This window comes from Streptomyces sp. NPDC012466 (assembly GCF_042955215.1).
In the GTDB taxonomy this organism is placed as follows: Bacteria; Actinomycetota; Actinomycetes; order Streptomycetales; family Streptomycetaceae; genus Streptomyces.
On the sequence record NZ_JBIBEQ010000001.1, the window covers coordinates 381,806 to 398,037 of the forward strand.

The window sequence follows — 16,232 nt, forward strand, 5'->3', positions numbered from 1 at the left end:
CCCCTCCGCGCAAAGGCCCCGATGACGCTCCCCACCCAGCCGCTTCCCGCGCGCAATGCCCAGTCCCCGCTCCCGCAACCCGTAGTTGGCCCGGCCTGGACAGCCTCTGGTGATGTGACAGCGGTCCAGCTCCCCGAACTCCACCCGGGACGACTCCCCCGTCGCGTCCCGGTCCGCCGCCTGCGGCAGATCCTGTGTCTGCTCCCGCTCCTGCTCGTCACCGTGGTCGCGGTGCGGCACCGGTCCGTGCTGGCCGCGGGTTTCGCGCATCTGGGCACCGCCGAGTGGCCCTGGCTGCTGGCCGCGGCCGGGGCGACCTGTCTGACCTGGGTCGCCGCCGCCTGCACCCGGCAGGGCGCGGTCGTCGAGCGGCTGCCCCGACGGCGGCTGCTGGCCACGCAGTTCGCGGCGGGCGCGGCCAACCACCTGCTGCCGACCGGACTGGGCGCGAGCGCGGTCAACCTGCGGTTCATGACGGTGTGCGGGCTGCCGCTCGCCCGCTCCTCGGCCGCCCTCGGCCTGTACCTGCTGGCCGAGAGTGCCGGCCGGGTGCTGTTGCTGGGTGCCCTGCTCATCGCGTTCCCCGACGCGCTGCGCCTCGGCACGCTGGTGCCGGAGGCGGCGTTCGGCCCGCTGCTGGCCGGCGTAGCCGTGGTGCTCGTGATCGCCGCGACCGTGCTCGGCCTCGTGCGGCGGCTGCGCTCGGCCCTGGTGTCCTTCCTGCGGACGGCGCTCGGCGAGGCGCGCTCGGTGCACAGGCGTCCGGCGCGGGCCCTGGCGCTGTGGGGCGGGGCCTTCACCTTCCCGGCGCTGCAGGCCTCCGTCCTGGTGCTGGTGGGGCGGGCGCTGGGGCTGGACGTTCCCGTCGCGCACATGGCGGTGGCCTATCTGGCGGCGACCGTCGCCGTCGCTCTGGTGCCGACGCCCGGCGGCATCGGCTCGGTGGAGGCGGCGCTCGTCATGGCGCTGGTGGCCGCGGGCGGCCCGGCCGCGGTGGCCACGGCCGTGGTCCTGGCCTTCCGGGTCATCACCGTCTGGCTCCCCCTGGTGCCGGGCGCGCTGACCCTGGCGGCGCTGGTACGGCTGAAGGTGATCTGACCCGGGTGGCGTGCCCACTCGGTCACCGGGACCCGCCCGAAGCCCCCACGGTCCCGTGGGCGAACCGGTCGTGACGGTGTGTCATGTGCACTAACTCACCCTCCGCTCATCCCCGTCTCCGGTACGGAAGCCCGTACGGGATACGGCAGGATGAACGATCGTGCCGACCGCAGGTCAGGGTGGTCGGGCACCTTCGAACACCCCCGGAAAACGAGCAGGTGACGACGTGACGAGACTTCACATCCGGCCGCCGATGGCGGTCTCCGCCTCGGTTCCCCGCCCCGGAGGTGACCGGTGAACCGGGCACTCACCGTGGACGATCTGCTGTTCGCCGGCATCGCCCTCGGCTCGGGCCTGCTGGCGGCGTTCGCGCTGCGCATCCTGCTGCGCTGGCTGGGCGGGCACGCCGACCGCACCCGCTGGACCGGGGACGACGTCATCGTGCACGCGCTGCGGGCCGTGGTGCCGTGGGCCGCGGTCGTGGGCGGCGCCGCGGGCGCCGCGGCGGTGCTGCCCCTGACCCGGGTGGTGCAGCACACCACCAACCAGGTGCTCACCGTGCTGCTCATCTTCGTCGCGACGGTGTCGGCGGCCCGGGTGGTGACCGGGCTGGTGCGTACGGTCACCCAGTCCCGCTCCGGGGTCGCCGGATCGGCCACGATCTTCGTCAACATCACCCGGATCCTGGTCCTGGCGATCGGCTTCCTGGTGGTCCTCCAGACCCTGGGCATCTCGATAGCGCCGATGCTCACCGCCCTGGGCGTGGGCGGTCTGGCGGTCGCGCTGGCGTTGCAGGACACCCTCGCCAACCTTTTCGCGGGCATCCACATCCTCGCCTCCAAGACCGTCCAGCCCGGTGACTACATCAAGCTCAGCAGCGGCGAGGAAGGCTACGTCGAGGACATCAACTGGCGGCAGACGACGATCCGGAACCTGTCCAACAACCTCATCGTGCTCCCCAACGGTCAGCTCGCGCAGGCGAACATGACCAACTTCATGCGCCCCGAGGAGCAGCTGACCGTCCTGGTCCAGGTCGGAGTGGCCTACGACAGCGATCTGGACCACGTGGAGCGGGTGACCAACGAGGTCATCGCCGAGACGATGACCGAGGTCGAGGGCGCCGTGCCCGACCACGAGCCGATCATCCGGTTCCACACCTTCGGCGACTCCCGCATCGGCTTCACCGTCATCCTGGGCGTCGGCGAGTTCAGCGACCAGTACCGGATCAAGCACGAGTTCATCAAGCGCCTGCACAAGCGCTACCGCGCGGAGGGCATCCGCATACCCGCCCCGGCCCGGACGGTGGCGCTCCAGCAGGGCGCGGTCGTCATCCCCCAGCAGCGCACCGGCGCGATCGAGCCGGGCGAAGTGGCCTCCGTCCGGCTCGACTAGTGCCTCACGGCCTCACGGCCTCACGGCGTCACCGCTCACCGCGTCACAGCGTCGCGGAGTTGTCGTGGTGCCCGCTGTCCCTCCGGCCGCGCGGCGCCGCGAGGGACGGCGCGACCGGCGTCACGGTCCAGTCCGGGTGGCCCGGCATCCGCGGTGTCTTCGTGCCGTACAGCCACTCCCGCAGGAATCCGGAGAGGTCCTGGCCGGAGACCTCCGAGGCGACCGCGATGTAGTCCTCGGTGGAGGCCGAGGAGTCGCGGTAGCGCTCGAGGAAGGCACGCTCGACGGCGCTGAAGGCCGCCTCGCCGATCTGCTGCCGCAGCGCGTAGAGGACGAGGACGCCACCCAGGTAGCGCTGGCTGTCGAACAGATTCGCCGCGTTGGGTGCGGCGACCGGCCCCGAGGTGCGACGCCACTGGTCGCCCATGGCGTAGGTGTCCTTCATCCGGGCTTCCATGGTGGTCATGCCCTTGGAGTCGGCCCAGCCGCGCTCGTAGCGGTACAGCAGCCCGTAGAAGTCTGCGTGGCCCTCGTTCAGCCACAGGTCGGCCCAGGTGGCGGGGCTGACGCTGTTGCCGAAGTAGGAGTGGACCAGCTCGTGCATCATGTGCGAGCCGATCTTGCTCTCCTCCTGGAGGAGGTAGTTCGGCTTGTAGAGCGTGAGGGTCTGGGTCTCCAGACCGGTGAAGTCGAAGGCGTCCGGGGCGTCGTTGTTGCAGGGCAGCAGGCCGTACGTCTCGAACGGGTACGCGCCGAGCCGCTGCTCGACCCACTCCACCAGGGCCGGGGTGAGCGCCAGGGCCGGTTCCAGGGCGGCGGCCCGGGCGACGGGGACGACGTCCCGCAGCGGCAGGCCGTGCGGGCCCTGCCTGTCCTTGATCACGTAGTCGCCGACGGTGATCTGCACCACCTCGGTGGCGATCGGCGAGCGGGAGCGGTACGTGTACGCGGTCCGGTCACCGGCCAGCTGCTCGGTGCGCTCGAGCCGGCCGCTCGCGACGCCCCGCAGTCCGGCCGGAACGGTGAGGCGGAAGGTGAAGTCGGCCTTGTCGGAGGGGTGGTCGTTGCAGGGGAAGACGGTGTGCGCCAGGTCCGGCTGGCAGCACACCGCGAATCCGTCCGGAGTGGCCACCCAGCCGCCGGCGGGCGGCGGGGTCCGGCGCGGGTCGGCGCCGTAGGCCACGCACACGGTGACCCGGGCCTTCGCAGCGAGCCGGCGGGCGGGGGTGATCCGCAGCTTCTCGGCCACCTGCTCGAAGGCGGCCGTGCGGCCGTCGATCCGGACGGAGCGTATGTCCAGGCCGCGCGCGTCCAGGGAGAAGCGGCTCAGGGCCTGGGTGGTGCGGAGGGTCAGGGTCGCGGTCGCCTCGACGAGCCTGGTCGTGGCGTCGTACGCGAAGTCGAGGTGGTAGGCCGAGACGCGGTAGCCGTCGTTGCCCAGGCCGGGGTAGACGGGGTCCCCGAGGGTCTCGGCGCCCGGGGTGGCGCCGGTCCTGGTGGCCGCCTGGGCCGGGATCCCCGTGGTGAGTGCCGCCGCCGTGCCGATGAGGGCGACCGCCGGGGCCGTCACTCTGGTGCGATATCTCATGGTCCGCTTTCGCTCGGACGGCCGGGTGGTCAGATCCGGCCGTGGCTTGGAGTGAGTGATCTCCCTCCAGGACACGGGAGCGAGCCGATCGGTTGCACGAAACTGGACGCGGACCCCTGTCGAGACGAGGTCGATCACGAGATATCTTGATGTCGAGCAATGTTGCAGACGTGGAGCGGAGCACCCGGTGACTGACTCGACCATCATCTATACGCACACTGACGAGGCCCCCGCCCTGGCGACGTATTCCTTCCTGCCGGTGGTCCGGGCGTACGCGTCGCAGGCGGGTGTCCCCGTGGAGACCCGCGACATCTCGCTGGCCGGACGCATCATCGCCCTGTTCCCGGAGTACCTGACCGAGGACCAGCGCATCCCGGACGCCCTCGCCGAACTCGGTGAGCTGGCCAAGACGCCCGCCGCCAACATCATCAAGCTGCCGAACATCTCTGCGTCCATCCCGCAGCTCAAGGCCGCCGTCGCCGAGCTGCAGGGCCAGGGCTACGCGCTGCCGGACTACCCGGACGACCCGAAGACCGACGAGGAGCGCGAGATCCGCGCCCGCTACGACAAGGTCAAGGGTTCCGCCGTGAACCCGGTCCTGCGCGAGGGCAACTCCGACCGGCGCGCCCCCGCCTCGGTCAAGAACTACGCCAAGTCCCACCCGCACCGCATGGGCGCCTGGACCTCCGAGTCCAAGACGAACGTGGCGACCATGGGGCAGAACGACTTCCGCTCCACCGAGAAGTCCGTCGTGATCGCCGAGGACGGCGCGCTGCGCATCGAGCTGGTCGGCGACGACGGCACCACCACGGTGCTGCGCGAGTCCGTACCCGTGCTCGCCGGCGAGGTCGTCGACGCCTCCGTGATGCGCGTCGCCGCGCTGCGCGAGTTCCTGACCGCGCAGGTCGCCAAGGCCAAGGCCGAGGGCGTGCTGTTCTCGGTGCACCTGAAGGCCACGATGATGAAGGTCTCCGACCCGATCGTCTTCGGCCACGTGGTGCGCGCCTTCTTCCCGAAGACGTTCGCGCAGTACGGCGACAAGCTCGCCGCGGCCGGCCTCACCCCGAACGACGGCCTGGGCGGCATCTACAAGGGCCTGGAGGCCCTGCCGGAGGGTGCCGAGATCAAGGCCTCCTTCGACGCCGAGCTCGCCGAGGGCCCGGAGCTGGCGATGGTCGACTCCGACAAGGGCATCACGAACCTGCACGTCCCCTCGGACGTCATCGTCGACGCCTCCATGCCGGCCATGATCCGCACCTCGGGCCACATGTGGGGCCCCGACGGCCAGGAGCACGACACCCTCGCGGTGCTGCCGGACTCCTCCTACGCGGGCGTCTACCAGGCCGTGATCGACGACTGCCGGGCCAACGGCGCCTACGACCCCTCCACCATGGGTTCGGTGCCGAACGTCGGTCTGATGGCGCAGAAGGCCGAGGAGTACGGCAGCCACGACAAGACCTTCGAGATCGCCACCACGGGCACCGTCCGCCTGGTCGACCGGAACGGCACCGCGCTCATCGAGCAGAGCGTCTCGGCCGGCGACATCTTCCGCGCCTGCCAGACCAAGGACGCGCCGATCAAGGACTGGGTGAAGCTGGCCGTCACCCGCGCCCGCGCCACCGGCGACCCGGCCGTGTTCTGGCTGGACGAGACCCGTGCGCACGACGCCAACCTGATCGCCAAGGTCAACACCTACCTCGCTGACCACGACACCGAGGGCCTGGACATCCGGATCCTCAACCCGGTCGAGGCGACGAAGCTGTCGGTGGAGCGCATCCGCCGAGGCGAGAACACGATCTCCGTCACCGGCAACGTCCTGCGTGACTACCTGACGGACCTGTTCCCGATCCTGGAGCTGGGCACCAGCGCCAAGATGCTGTCGGTCGTTCCGCTGATGGCGGGCGGCGGCCTGTTCGAGACGGGTGCGGGCGGCTCGGCGCCGAAGCACGTGCAGCAGCTGGTCAAGGAGAACTACCTGCGCTGGGACTCCCTGGGTGAGTTCTTCGCCCTGGTTCCGTCCCTCGAGCAGTTCGCGAAGGTCACGGGCAACGCCCGCGCCCAGGTCCTGGCCGACACCCTGGACCGCGCCACGGCGACCTTCCTCAACGAGGACAAGTCCCCGACCCGTCGTGTCGGCGGCATCGACAACCGCGGCAGCCACTTCTACCTGTCCCTGTACTGGGCGCAGGAGCTGGCCGGGCAGACCGAGGACGCGGACCTGGCGAAGGCCTTCGCCCCGCTCGCCGAGACGCTCGCCGCCAACGAGCAGAAGATCGTCGACGAGCTGAACGCCGTCCAGGGCAAGCCCGTCGAGATCGGCGGCTACTACCAGCCCGACCCGGAGAAGGCCGCGGCGGCCATGCGCCCGTCCTCCACCTGGAACGAGGCCCTCGCGTCCCTCAGCTGACGCCCCGGGCCGGATCGGCCCCCGACTCCGCCCCGGCCGGCACCACGCCCGGCCGGGGCGGAGCCTTGTGCGCCCCTCCCCCGGCCCTCGCCCCTCCCCGCCTTCACCACTCCCGCGTGGCGATCAGCTCCTCCACGTCCGCGTCCGGGAAGCCGTACGCGCGCGCGAGGAAGCCGAAGTCCTCGGCTATCTCCTCCCGGGCCACCGTCTCGATCTCGCTGCCGGCCGCCTCGAACGCGGCCTCCAGGTCGTTGAACTCCTCCGTGGCCGCCTGCGTCAGGGCGTACAGCGCGTCGAGGCCGGCGGGCCGCTCCGCCTCGATGCGCTCGCACAGGGCGAGCAGGATCGCGCGGCCGCGGTCCAGCACGTGGTCGGGGTAGTAGTCGTCCTCGTACAGCCCCCGGAGGAACGGGTGGGTGCTCACCTGCTCGTTGCTGATCGGCATGACGTCCTAGGCCTCGGTGGTTCGGCGATGTGACACCTTGATCGTGCCGCACGCCACTGACAACGCCCCTGGAGCCGCCTCGTGACCGACACCCCGCACCCCTTCGAGCTGCTGTCCGGGGACGGGCGGTCTCCCGTGATCCTGCATGTGCCGCACTCCGCGCGGGAGATACCGGACGCCGTGCGGGCGGGGATCGTGCTGGGCGACGAGGAGCTGGAGCGGGAGCTGGACCACATCACCGACGCGCACACGGCTCGGATCGCCGAGGCGGCGGCGGAGCTGGCGGGCGTCATGCCGTGGCGTTTCGTCAACCGGCTGTCGCGGCTGGTCGTCGACCCGGAGCGGTTTCCGGACGAGCGGGAGGAGATGCTCGCCGCCGGAATGGGAGCGGTGTACACCCGGACCACGCACGGCGGTGCGCTGCGGACCGGGGACGTCGATGCCGCGCCGCTCGTCGAGCGGTACTTCGAGCCCTACGCGCGGGCGATGACGCGGGCCGTGGCGGACCGGCTGGAAGCCGCCGGGCGGGCCGTGATCATCGACGTGCACTCCTACCCGAGCCGGAGACTGCCGTACGAGCTGCACGGGGAGGGGGCCCGCCCCCCGGTCTGCCTCGGTACGGACTCCTTTCACACGCCGCCCGCGCTGCTGGGCGCCGCCCGGGAGGCGTTCGGTGAGACGGAGCTCGACACCCCGTTCGGCGGGGCCTACGTCCCCCTGGAGTTCTACGGGAAGCGGCCCGAGGTGAGCGCCCTCATGGTGGAGATCCGCCGGGACACCTACATGACCGAGCCGGGCGGTCCCGCGGGGCCCGGTCTCGAACGGCTCGCCGCCGCGCTGGCCGGGCTGGTCGACGCCGTGTCCCGCTGATCCGCCACGGTCTCCGTACCCGTCCCGGTCGCCGGTGCACCCGCATCCCCTAGGCCCGCAGCCACTCCGTCACCACCACGTCCCCGCCGGTCCGCAACCGCAGGGCGAACGGACCCGACGGCGGCGCGTCGCCCGTGAAGCGGCCCAGGTCGTCGGCCGTGAGCGGGGAACCGGGGCGCGGCCCGCCGAGGACCTCGATCCGGGCCGGCTGCGGCGGCAGCACCTGCCCCATCAGCCCCTGCGCGGTCACCTCGACGTCGACGGTCACCTCGCCCGCCTGGAAGGTCAGCATCCGGGGCACGTCGCCGGCGCCCCGGACCGGGAGCGCGTCGACCAGCGAGTCGAAGGTCAGCTCGGCCACGCGCGCGTCGAGGTCGTGCAGCGCGTAGGCGTCGACGGCGATCTGCTGGAGTTGCGCCGGCACCGGGTCGAGGACGGCGGCGGCCTGCCGCAGCTCCTCCTCCAGCAACCCCGCGTCGAACTCCTCGTCGTCCCAGTCCTCTTCGGCGAACAGCTCGTCGTCGTGCACGTCGTCGTTCATGTCGTCGTTCATGCCGCTCACATCGCCCCCCGTGCCTCGAGCCGGGCCCGCAGGCGCCGCAGGCAGCGCTGGCGCAGTGGCCCGATGCTGCCCACCGCGATCCCCAGCGCGGCGGACACGTCCTGGTAGCTGGGCGGCGGCGTGGCCATCAGCACGCGCAGCAACTGCCTGCACCGCTCGCCCAGTTCCTCGAACTCCTGCCACAGCCGCCGTACGCGTTCGCTCTGCGCGGCCGCCTCCTCGGAGTCGAGCAGCGACTGTTCCGGCGTGCCGTCCTCGCTGACCCGGTCCAGCAGTCGCGGATCGTCCGTCAGGGTCAGCCGCTGGGAGTTCTTGATGACCTTGAGGCACTCGTGGCGCGCGGTGCTCGCCAGCCACGCGCCCGCCTTGCCCGGCTCACGGATCCGCCCCAGGTGCTGGGCGAAGCGGAACCAGGCCGTCTGGTACACCTCGTGGGCGTCGGCATCGGAGAGCCGGTGGGCCCGGACGACGGACCACACCAGGGGGCTCAGCCCTTCCACGAGCGCCTTCCAGGCCGCCGCGTCACCGTCGGCGGCTGCCTGGACGAGCGCGCCGGCATCAGTACGGTCCACGGCAGCCCCACCCCTCGAGTACGGCAGGTCATGGTACGCCGTGGAGGGGACGGCTTCGGCCGTCACAGCGCGGCGCCGAGGCGCACGACCGGGACCGGGCGCCAGGTGGGCGGACGCAGCGCCGGGACGTGCGCGCCACGCACTTCCGCGAACTCCGCTTCGGAAGCGAGCAGTTGTCGCCGGGCCGCACGCGGATCGGTCTCCTTGTGCGCCGTCATGTGGGCGGCGACCAAGCCGGCGGTCACGGGGGCGGCGAAGGAGGTGCCGCTCCACTGCGCGTACCCCTCGAACATCACCTGGTCCGGCTTGGCCGCGTTGCCCTGGTCGCTCAGCACCCCGCTGTGGCGGGGGTGCTGGCAGGTGCAGCCGTACGAGAAGCCGTAGCGGCAGGTGTCGTACGTGGAGTGCTGGTACACGTACGGGACGGGCGAGTCGAAGCCGGTGAGGGGGCTGGTGAGGCGCTCGCCGGGGGCGTAGACCTTCACCCAGGGGCCGTGGTTGGTGAAGCAGGCGCCGTGCTCGCCGTCGCTGCGCAGGGCGCCGACCGACAGCACGGAGTCCTCCCAGCCGGGCAGGTCGGCGTAGGCGGCGGGCCAGAACGGCGCGGCGCTGGCGTTGTTGCCGGCGGCGGCGACCAGCAGGGTGCGCTGCTCGCGCAGTTCCCGCATGAAGTTCTCGACGCCGAGCAGGCCGTCACCGCGGCCGTTGGAGGTGCCGGCGGAGAGGCTGAGGACGTCCGGCCAGCCGCCGGCGTCGACGGCCTCGAAGAGCTTCTCGCCGAACTCGGACTCCAGGATGGCGCCGGCGTCGTTGAGGGTGCCGCGCACGGTGATGTCGGTGTTGGGCGCGACGGCGGCGACGAGCCCGGCGATGAACGTGCCGTGTCCGACGTACTGCTGGAGAATCCCCCGGTCGTCGCACTCCCGGAGCTGGGCGTCGCCGTCGGTGTGGGCCAGCAGACCGCAGGAGCGGTAGTCGTGCATGAGGCCGGTGTCGACGACGAGGACGCCGACCGCGGTGTCCGGATCGTGGGGCGTGTCGGCGGCGGCCGGGTTGGGTGGCTCGCTGAGCGGGGCGGGGACGGGTTCGTCACCGGGGCAGGCGTTGACCGCGATGTGCACGACGTGGTTGCGGGCGACCATCCGGCGCCCGGCCCGGGACTCGTGCTCCCGTACCGAGCGAAGGGCGTGCGCGACGGCCCGGTCGGCGTCCCGGCCGCCCTCGCCGGGGTCGCCGACGCGGATACGGGTGATGCCGCTGCGGTTGGTCTGCTCTCCCGCGCGGCGGACCTGCTCCTGGTCGAGGTCGGGTGCCGCCGTGAAGTGCGCCCGTACCGTGTCCTCGACGATCCGGGCCTCCTCGCCGTCGCGGACGAGGACCACGCCCTTCTCGTACATGAACTCCGCCGAGTCGTCCGGGCCCATCGCCAGCGGGACGTCCGGCATCGAACGCTGGACCTGGTCGAACTGCTCGTGGAATCGCTGAGGTGCCATGGCGGGTCCTCCCGTTGGTGCGACGGCGTCGGTCGGTGCCGCGGAGCGGTCGTCAACAAGAGCCGCCGTGCCGTCCCTTGATACAGCTCGACACCTGTGTGGTGCGCTCCGGGAGCACTACCATCCGAGGAGTGACAGCGGGAAGCGACTCGGTTTCGGAACTGCTGCCGATGGTGTTCGCCGACCCGGGCGAGGCTCTCGCGAGGGCCCGGGCGCTGCTCGACGCCGATCCGTCCCCGCTGGACGCCTCCGTCGCCCACCAGGTGATCGGCATCTGGCAGCGGGACTTCGGTGATCTGCGGCTCGCGCTGCACCATCTGTGGCGGGCCCGTCGGTGCGCGGCGCGCGCGGAGTCGGCCGACCGGGAGGCGGACGTGCTGGCCACGCTGGGCGTGGCGCTGGTGCACGCGGGCCGCACCCGGCAGGGCCTGGCGGCGTTCGAGCGGGGTGTCGCGCGGGGCACGGGGCACACCAGGGCGCGGGTGCTGTACCGGCGGGCCTATGTGGGGTGGGTGCTCGGTCACCATCGCGAGGCGCTGGAGGACGTGCGCCGGGCGGTGCCGGTGCTGCGGCAGGCGGACGACGTGATCTGGACGGCGCGGGCCCTGACCCTGCGGGCCACCGTGCACCTGGCGCTGGGTGCGGTGGAGCGGGCCGAGGCGGACTTCACCGCGGCCGAGGCGCTGTGGGACACCACCGGCCAGGAGCACGACAAGGCCGACGCGGTGGAGAGCCGGGGCCTGGCCGCGTTCCGGTCCGGGGACGTGCCGGCGGCGCTGCGGCTGCTGGACGAGGCGGAGGAGCGGTACGCCCGGCTCGGCACGCCGACGTTCATGCTGAACATCCGGCGCTGCGAGGTGCTGATGGCGGCCGGGCTGGCGCCCGAGGCGCTGGCCGAGGCGGACGCGGCGATCAGCAGGCTGGACGGGATCGGCGGGCAGTCCACCCGCAAGGCGGAGCTGCTGCTGGCCGCCGCACGGGCAGCGCGGCTCGCGGGCGATCCGCACACGGCCATCGCCCGCGCGGCGCTCGCGGTACGGCTGTTCGCCGGGCAGCGGCGCACCTGGTGGGAGACGCACGCCCGGCTGGTGCTGATCGAGGCGCGGCACGCGGCCGGGCGCGGCTCGGGGCGGCTGGTCGCCGATGCCGCCGCGGTGGCGGCGAAGCTGGCGTCGTTCGGTGCCCCGGCCGCGCCGGAGGCTTCGCTGCTCGCGGGCCGGATCGCGCTGGGTCTGGGCTGGACGGCGGACGCCGAGCGGCATCTGGCCATTGCCGCCCGCAGCCGGCGCAGCGGCCCGCCGCTGGCGCGGATGACGGGCTGGGCGGCGCAGGCGCTGCGGGCACGGGCGACCGGGTCGGCCCGCGGTGTGCTGGAGGCCTGCCGGCGCGGCCTGGACGTGCTGGACGACCACCGGATGACGCTGGGCGCCTCGGAGTTGCGGGCCCGTGCCACCGAACAGGGCGCTGAGCTGGCGGCGTTGGCGCAGGAAGCCAGTCTGGTCTCCGGCGGGCCGCGGCGGCTGCTGGTGTGGAGCGAGCGCTGGCGGGCCACCGTGCTGTCCACCCCGCCGACCCGGCCGCCCGCCGATCCGGAACTGCTCAGCGGCATGACCGCCTTCCGCGAGATCGCCTCCCGTGCGGAGGCCGCCCGGATGGAGGGCCGGCCGGTCCCGGCGCTGGAACGCGAGCAACGGCGCCTGGAACGGGAGATCCGCTCCCGGACCCTGCACATACGGGGTGAGGCGCCCGGGGACGGCGACCGGTTCGACGTCGGCCGGCTGCTGGAGCGGCTGGGCGACGAGGTCCTGCTGGTGGAACTCGCCGTGCTGGACGGGCGGGTGCAGGTGCTGCTGTGCGGGCGGGGGCGGGTGCGCCGGTTCGAGGCCGGGCTGCTCACCGAGGCGGAGACCGAGGCCGAGCACGTCCAGGCCGGGCTGCGGCGGCTGGCCCACCCGGGGGCGGAGGCCCGGCTGCCGGTGGTGGAGGCGGCGGGGCACCGGCTGGAGGAACTCCTCCTCGGGCGGGCCGCGGCGCACCTGGGCGGCGGCCCGGTGGTGATCGTGCCGCCGGGGCGGCTGCACCGGGTGCCGTGGGCGCTGCTGCCCTCGCTGCGGGAGCGGGTGCTCAGCGTGTCGCCCTCGGCGGGCAGCTGGCTGCGGGCCAGCGAGACCGCGCCGCCCGCGGACGGCTGCCATGTGCTGGTGCGCGGTCCGGGACTGGCGACCGGTGGCGCCGAGGTGCCCGAGCTGGCCGGCCGGTACGGCTGCGCCACGGTCCTGGAGGATGACGAGGCGCGGGTGCCGCGCGTGCTGGAGGAGCTGGACGGGGTGGCCCTGGCGCACATCGCCGCGCATGGCACGTTCCGCGCGGACAGCCCGCTGTTCTCCTCCCTGCGGATGGCCGACGGGCCGATCGTCGTGCACGACTTCGAGCGGCTGGACCGCAGCCCGTACCGGATCATCCTGTCCTGCTGCGACACCGCCCGGCTCGCCTCGGTCGGTGCCGACGAACTGCTCGGCCTGGTCACGGCGTTGCTGCCCCTCGGTACGGCCGGGGTGGTGGCGTGCAGCGCGCCGGTGAACGACGCCGCGGTCGTGCCGCTGATGCTCGCGCTGCACAAGGGCCTCGACGCCGGCCTGTCCCTGGCGGAGGCGCTGCGCGACGCCCGGGCCGCCCTGCCGGGCGACGCGCTGCACCAGGCCACGGGCTGGGCGTTCTCGGCGTTCGGGGCGGCCTGACCCGTCCCCTGTTCGGGTCAGGCCGCCGGTCGGGGTGCCGGCTCAGGCCGGTTGGGCCTCCGGCGTCCGCTCCAGCCACGGCAGGGCACCGCGGTCGCTCGCGCCGAGCCGGGCGTAGGCGCTGTACAGGTGGTTGCCGACGGTACGGATCGACAGGGTGAGGCGTTCGGCGATCTGCCGGTTGGTCAGGCCGGCCGCGGCGAGGGCGACGATCTGCCGCTGGCGGGTGGTGAGTTCACCGAGGACCAGCCCGGACAGCGCCGGGGTGCGGGCGCCCTGGCAGCGCCGGGCCAGGGCGACGGCCCGGGTGCGGGAGTGCCGGGCGGCGCGCGGGTCGTGGTGGGCGGCCACGGCCTGGGCGTACGCCTCGGCGGCGAACAGCAGGAAGCCCCGCCGCTCCAGTTCCCCGGCCACGTCGTCCAGGCCCGGCCCGTCGGCGCGGGTGAGCGCGTCGGCGTGCCGGGCGAAGACGCCGTCGAGCCGGTCGATGACCTTCTCCGGGGCGCCGAGCCGCACGGCGTCGTAGGGGTCGGTGACGGCCGCCGGGTCCAGGTCGCCCGGGCTGTTCACGGCCGCCGCGGCGCGGGCGAGTTCCGTCCGGCACGCCGCGTTCCGAGGGTCCCCCCGCAGGCCTTCCCGGGCCCAGGCCGCCGCCTCTCCCACCTCCCCGCGCAGCCGCGCGAACCGGGCGCGCACCGCGGCGTACCCGCCCGGCAGCGGGCCACCCTCGGCGACCGTCCACTCCCCCACCGGTGTGGGCATCGCCCGAACGTCGTGCTGGTCGATCCGGTGGGCCAGGGCGGCCGATTCGGTGTCGAGGGCGGCGGCGTGCGCGTCCGGCGTCCGGGCCAGCCGCCGCGCCCTCAGCCGGCCCGCCGCGGCCCGGAGCACCGGTCCGTACAGAGGGTGGGCGAGCCGGACGGCGCCGTGCTCGTCGACCTCGACCAGGCCGTCGGACTCCAGGGCTTCGAGGGCGTCGAGGTCCAGGTCGTCCAGGTCCGACGGCAGGGGTTCGGCGAAGGCGAGGCGGTCGAGGGCCTCTCGTTCGAGGGGGCGGTCACGGCCGAGGACGGCGGCGGTGCGCTCCCGCACGGCCGGGGTCAGCGGCACCGGGCCCCGCCAGGCCCGTTCGCCGGTGTCCGGGACGGGCGTCAGCAGCCCGCGCACCCCCGTCAGCAGGTCGCGCAGCAGCCGCAGATCGCCCTGGCTCAGGCGGCGCAGCCGGTTCGCGGTGAGCGCGTCGAGCGGGCCGGCGCCGGCTGTGAGGAGCCGGCCGGTTGCCTCCTCGGGCAGCGGCTCCAGCGCGAGCCGGGGCAGGAGTTCACCGGTCCACAGCCGGGCGATCGCGCCGGGCGCCGGGCTGCCGTCCGTGGCGACCACCAGCAGCCGGGTGCGCCCGTGCACCGCCAGTTGGTGGACCAGGGCGGCGGAGGCGTCGTCGAGAAGGTGCGCGTCGTCCACCAGCAGCGTGCGGATGCCGGAGAGCGACCGGACCGCGCGGTGCAGGGTGACCGACTCGGGCAGCAGATGGGCGAACGCGGCGAAGGGGATGGTCCGGCTCTCGGGCGTACCGGCCGCCCGGGCCCAGTCGGTGCCGCGGACCGCCTCCACGGCGAGGCGGGTCTTGCCGCAACCCGCCGGGCCCGTCACGACGATGCCGCGCCGCACACCGCTCAACGACCGGCGGACCAGCTCCAGTTCGTCCTGCCGCCCGGCGAACGGCCAGGGCAGCTCCAGCGTCGTCGCGTCCCTCTCGTAGGTCATCACACAGGTATGAGCACGGCTACTCACTCCTGATACAGGGTGACTTGAGTAGCCCCCGACTCAGGCGCCCGGGACGGGCCGCGGGGCAGGCTGTGGCCCATGACCGCACGCTACTGCTCGCTGGCACAGGCGCCGGCGCCCGCCTTCGCACCGGGGCTGGCGGCCGAGCGGCTGAGCGCACTCGCGAGCGGGCGGCGGATGTGGGTCAACGGCACCGTTCTGCACTACTGGTTCTTCGACGGCGACACCGACGCGTCCGTCATCCCCGTGCCGGGGAGGGGGATGACGCGACGGGTGTCGTGGGCCGGTGCCGAGGAGCAGCGGGACGTGGTCCGCGCGTGCTTCCGGGAGTGGCAGGACCTCGGCATCGGGATCACCTTCGCCGAGGTCGACGACCGCTCGGAGGCCGAACTGCGCATCGGGTTCCAGGCCGGCGACGGCTCCTGGTCCGCGGTGGGCCGGGCGGCACTGCCCGCCGGCCGGCACGAACGCACCATGAACTTCGGCTGGGACCTGACCGCGCCCGGGGGACGCGCGACGGCCCTGCACCAGATCGGGCACGCGCTCGGCCTGCTGCACGAGCACCAGAGCCCGTTCGCCGGCATCCACTGGGACGACGAGGCCGTGTACGCCGAACTGGCGGGCCCGCCCCACCATTGGAGCCGGGAGCGGACGCACTACAACATCCTGCGCAAGCTCGGCCCCGACGAGGTGGGCCACTCCGTCTGGGACCCGCAGTCGATCATGGAGTTCCCGTTCCCGTCGGGGCTGATCCTGGAACCGGAGCAGTACCGCGGTGGCCTGAATCCGCCCGGCACCCTGTCCGCCGCCGACAAGGAGGCGGTGCTGCGCTGGTATCCGCCGGCGCATCCGCAGGGTTCGCCCGCGCTGGTGCCGTTCCGTTCGGCGCCGCTCGGGCTCGGCCCGGGCGAACAGGCGGACTTCGTGATCGACCCGCCGGAGACCCGCACGTACACGCTGGGCACCTTCGGCGACTGCGACGCCGTCGTCGTGGTCTTCGAGGAGCGGGACGGGGAGGCCCGCTACCTCGCCGGACGAGACGACGGGGGAACTCCGCACAACGCCACGATCGGCGCCCGGCTCGTCAAGGGCCGCCGCTATGCCGTCCGCGTACGCCTGTACTCCGCCTGGGGTTCCGGCGAGACGGCGGTGATGTGCTGGTGACGGCACTGATCCGCCGCGCGGACACCTGAGCCGCAGTCCGGCACCGGGGGAGCGGTCGAGGACGTCGCCCATGGGGGTGGGTGACGTCCTCGACCACGCCACGCGACCTCGCGTGCCC

The 16,232-nt window shown here is 73.3% G+C and carries 12 protein-coding genes; 6 read left to right on the forward strand and 6 right to left on the reverse strand.

The features are described from left to right. The first annotated feature begins 198 nt into the window (after window positions 1-198). Both ACFY9E_RS01750 and ACFY9E_RS01755 read left to right on the forward strand, forming a co-directional pair. The gene (locus tag ACFY9E_RS01750; protein ID WP_390980241.1) at window positions 199-1,098 is read left to right on the forward strand and encodes a lysylphosphatidylglycerol synthase domain-containing protein; all 900 of its coding nucleotides are present in this window, start codon (window positions 199-201) and stop codon (window positions 1,096-1,098) included. A gap of 294 nt (window positions 1,099-1,392) precedes the next feature. Beyond that, complete coding sequence (locus tag ACFY9E_RS01755) at window positions 1,393-2,490, forward strand: mechanosensitive ion channel domain-containing protein (RefSeq protein ID WP_390978326.1); 1,098 nt, start codon at window positions 1,393-1,395, stop codon at window positions 2,488-2,490. Between the two features lie 43 nt (window positions 2,491-2,533). On the opposite strand, the gene ACFY9E_RS01760 is transcribed toward ACFY9E_RS01755, so the two are convergent. Continuing rightward, the gene (locus ACFY9E_RS01760; protein WP_390978328.1) at window positions 2,534-4,078 is read right to left on the reverse strand and encodes a M1 family aminopeptidase; all 1,545 of its coding nucleotides are present in this window, start codon (window positions 4,076-4,078) and stop codon (window positions 2,534-2,536) included. Window positions 4,079-4,265: 187 nt separating this feature from the next. Here ACFY9E_RS01760 and ACFY9E_RS01765 point away from each other — a divergent pair, with 187 nt between their 5' ends. Then, window positions 4,266-6,485, forward strand: a complete 2,220-nt coding sequence (locus tag ACFY9E_RS01765; RefSeq protein WP_390978330.1) for an NADP-dependent isocitrate dehydrogenase — start codon at window positions 4,266-4,268, stop codon at window positions 6,483-6,485. 103 nt (window positions 6,486-6,588) lie between these two features. Here ACFY9E_RS01765 and ACFY9E_RS01770 read toward each other — a convergent pair whose 3' ends face one another. Continuing rightward, window positions 6,589-6,930, reverse strand: coding sequence for a DUF5713 family protein (locus ACFY9E_RS01770; RefSeq protein ID WP_390978332.1), 342 nt, complete (start codon window positions 6,928-6,930; stop codon window positions 6,589-6,591). Between the two features lie 81 nt (window positions 6,931-7,011). On the opposite strand from ACFY9E_RS01770, the gene ACFY9E_RS01775 reads away from it, so the two are divergent. Further along, window positions 7,012-7,800: an N-formylglutamate amidohydrolase gene (locus ACFY9E_RS01775; protein ID WP_390978334.1), complete on the forward strand. Its 789-nt coding sequence runs from the start codon at window positions 7,012-7,014 to the stop codon at window positions 7,798-7,800. Between the two features lie 49 nt (window positions 7,801-7,849). Here ACFY9E_RS01775 and ACFY9E_RS01780 read toward each other — a convergent pair whose 3' ends face one another. From ACFY9E_RS01780 to ACFY9E_RS01790, 3 genes are all read right to left on the reverse strand, one after another. Continuing rightward, window positions 7,850-8,353, reverse strand: coding sequence for a hypothetical protein (locus tag ACFY9E_RS01780; protein WP_390978336.1), 504 nt, complete (start codon window positions 8,351-8,353; stop codon window positions 7,850-7,852). Window positions 8,354-8,358: 5 nt separating this feature from the next. Further along, on the reverse strand, window positions 8,359-8,934 hold the full coding sequence (locus ACFY9E_RS01785; RefSeq protein WP_390978338.1) for a sigma-70 family RNA polymerase sigma factor: 576 nt from the start codon (window positions 8,932-8,934) through the stop codon (window positions 8,359-8,361). A gap of 62 nt (window positions 8,935-8,996) precedes the next feature. Then, window positions 8,997-10,427: a S8 family serine peptidase gene (locus ACFY9E_RS01790; RefSeq protein WP_390978340.1), complete on the reverse strand. Its 1,431-nt coding sequence runs from the start codon at window positions 10,425-10,427 to the stop codon at window positions 8,997-8,999. A gap of 170 nt (window positions 10,428-10,597) precedes the next feature. On the opposite strand from ACFY9E_RS01790, the gene ACFY9E_RS01795 reads away from it, so the two are divergent. After that, a complete protein-coding gene (locus tag ACFY9E_RS01795) occupies window positions 10,598-13,165 on the forward strand; it encodes a CHAT domain-containing protein (RefSeq protein ID WP_390980244.1) in 2,568 nt (855 codons plus the stop codon). A gap of 42 nt (window positions 13,166-13,207) precedes the next feature. Here ACFY9E_RS01795 and ACFY9E_RS01800 read toward each other — a convergent pair whose 3' ends face one another. Next, on the reverse strand, window positions 13,208-14,929 hold the full coding sequence (locus ACFY9E_RS01800; protein WP_390978342.1) for a LuxR C-terminal-related transcriptional regulator: 1,722 nt from the start codon (window positions 14,927-14,929) through the stop codon (window positions 13,208-13,210). 99 nt (window positions 14,930-15,028) lie between these two features. Here ACFY9E_RS01800 and ACFY9E_RS01805 point away from each other — a divergent pair, with 99 nt between their 5' ends. Next, window positions 15,029-16,114 carry a M12 family metallopeptidase gene (locus tag ACFY9E_RS01805; protein ID WP_390978344.1) on the forward strand — a complete coding sequence of 362 codons (1,086 nt, stop codon included), beginning with the start codon at window positions 15,029-15,031 and terminating at the stop codon, window positions 16,112-16,114. Window positions 16,115-16,232 lie beyond the last annotated feature (118 nt).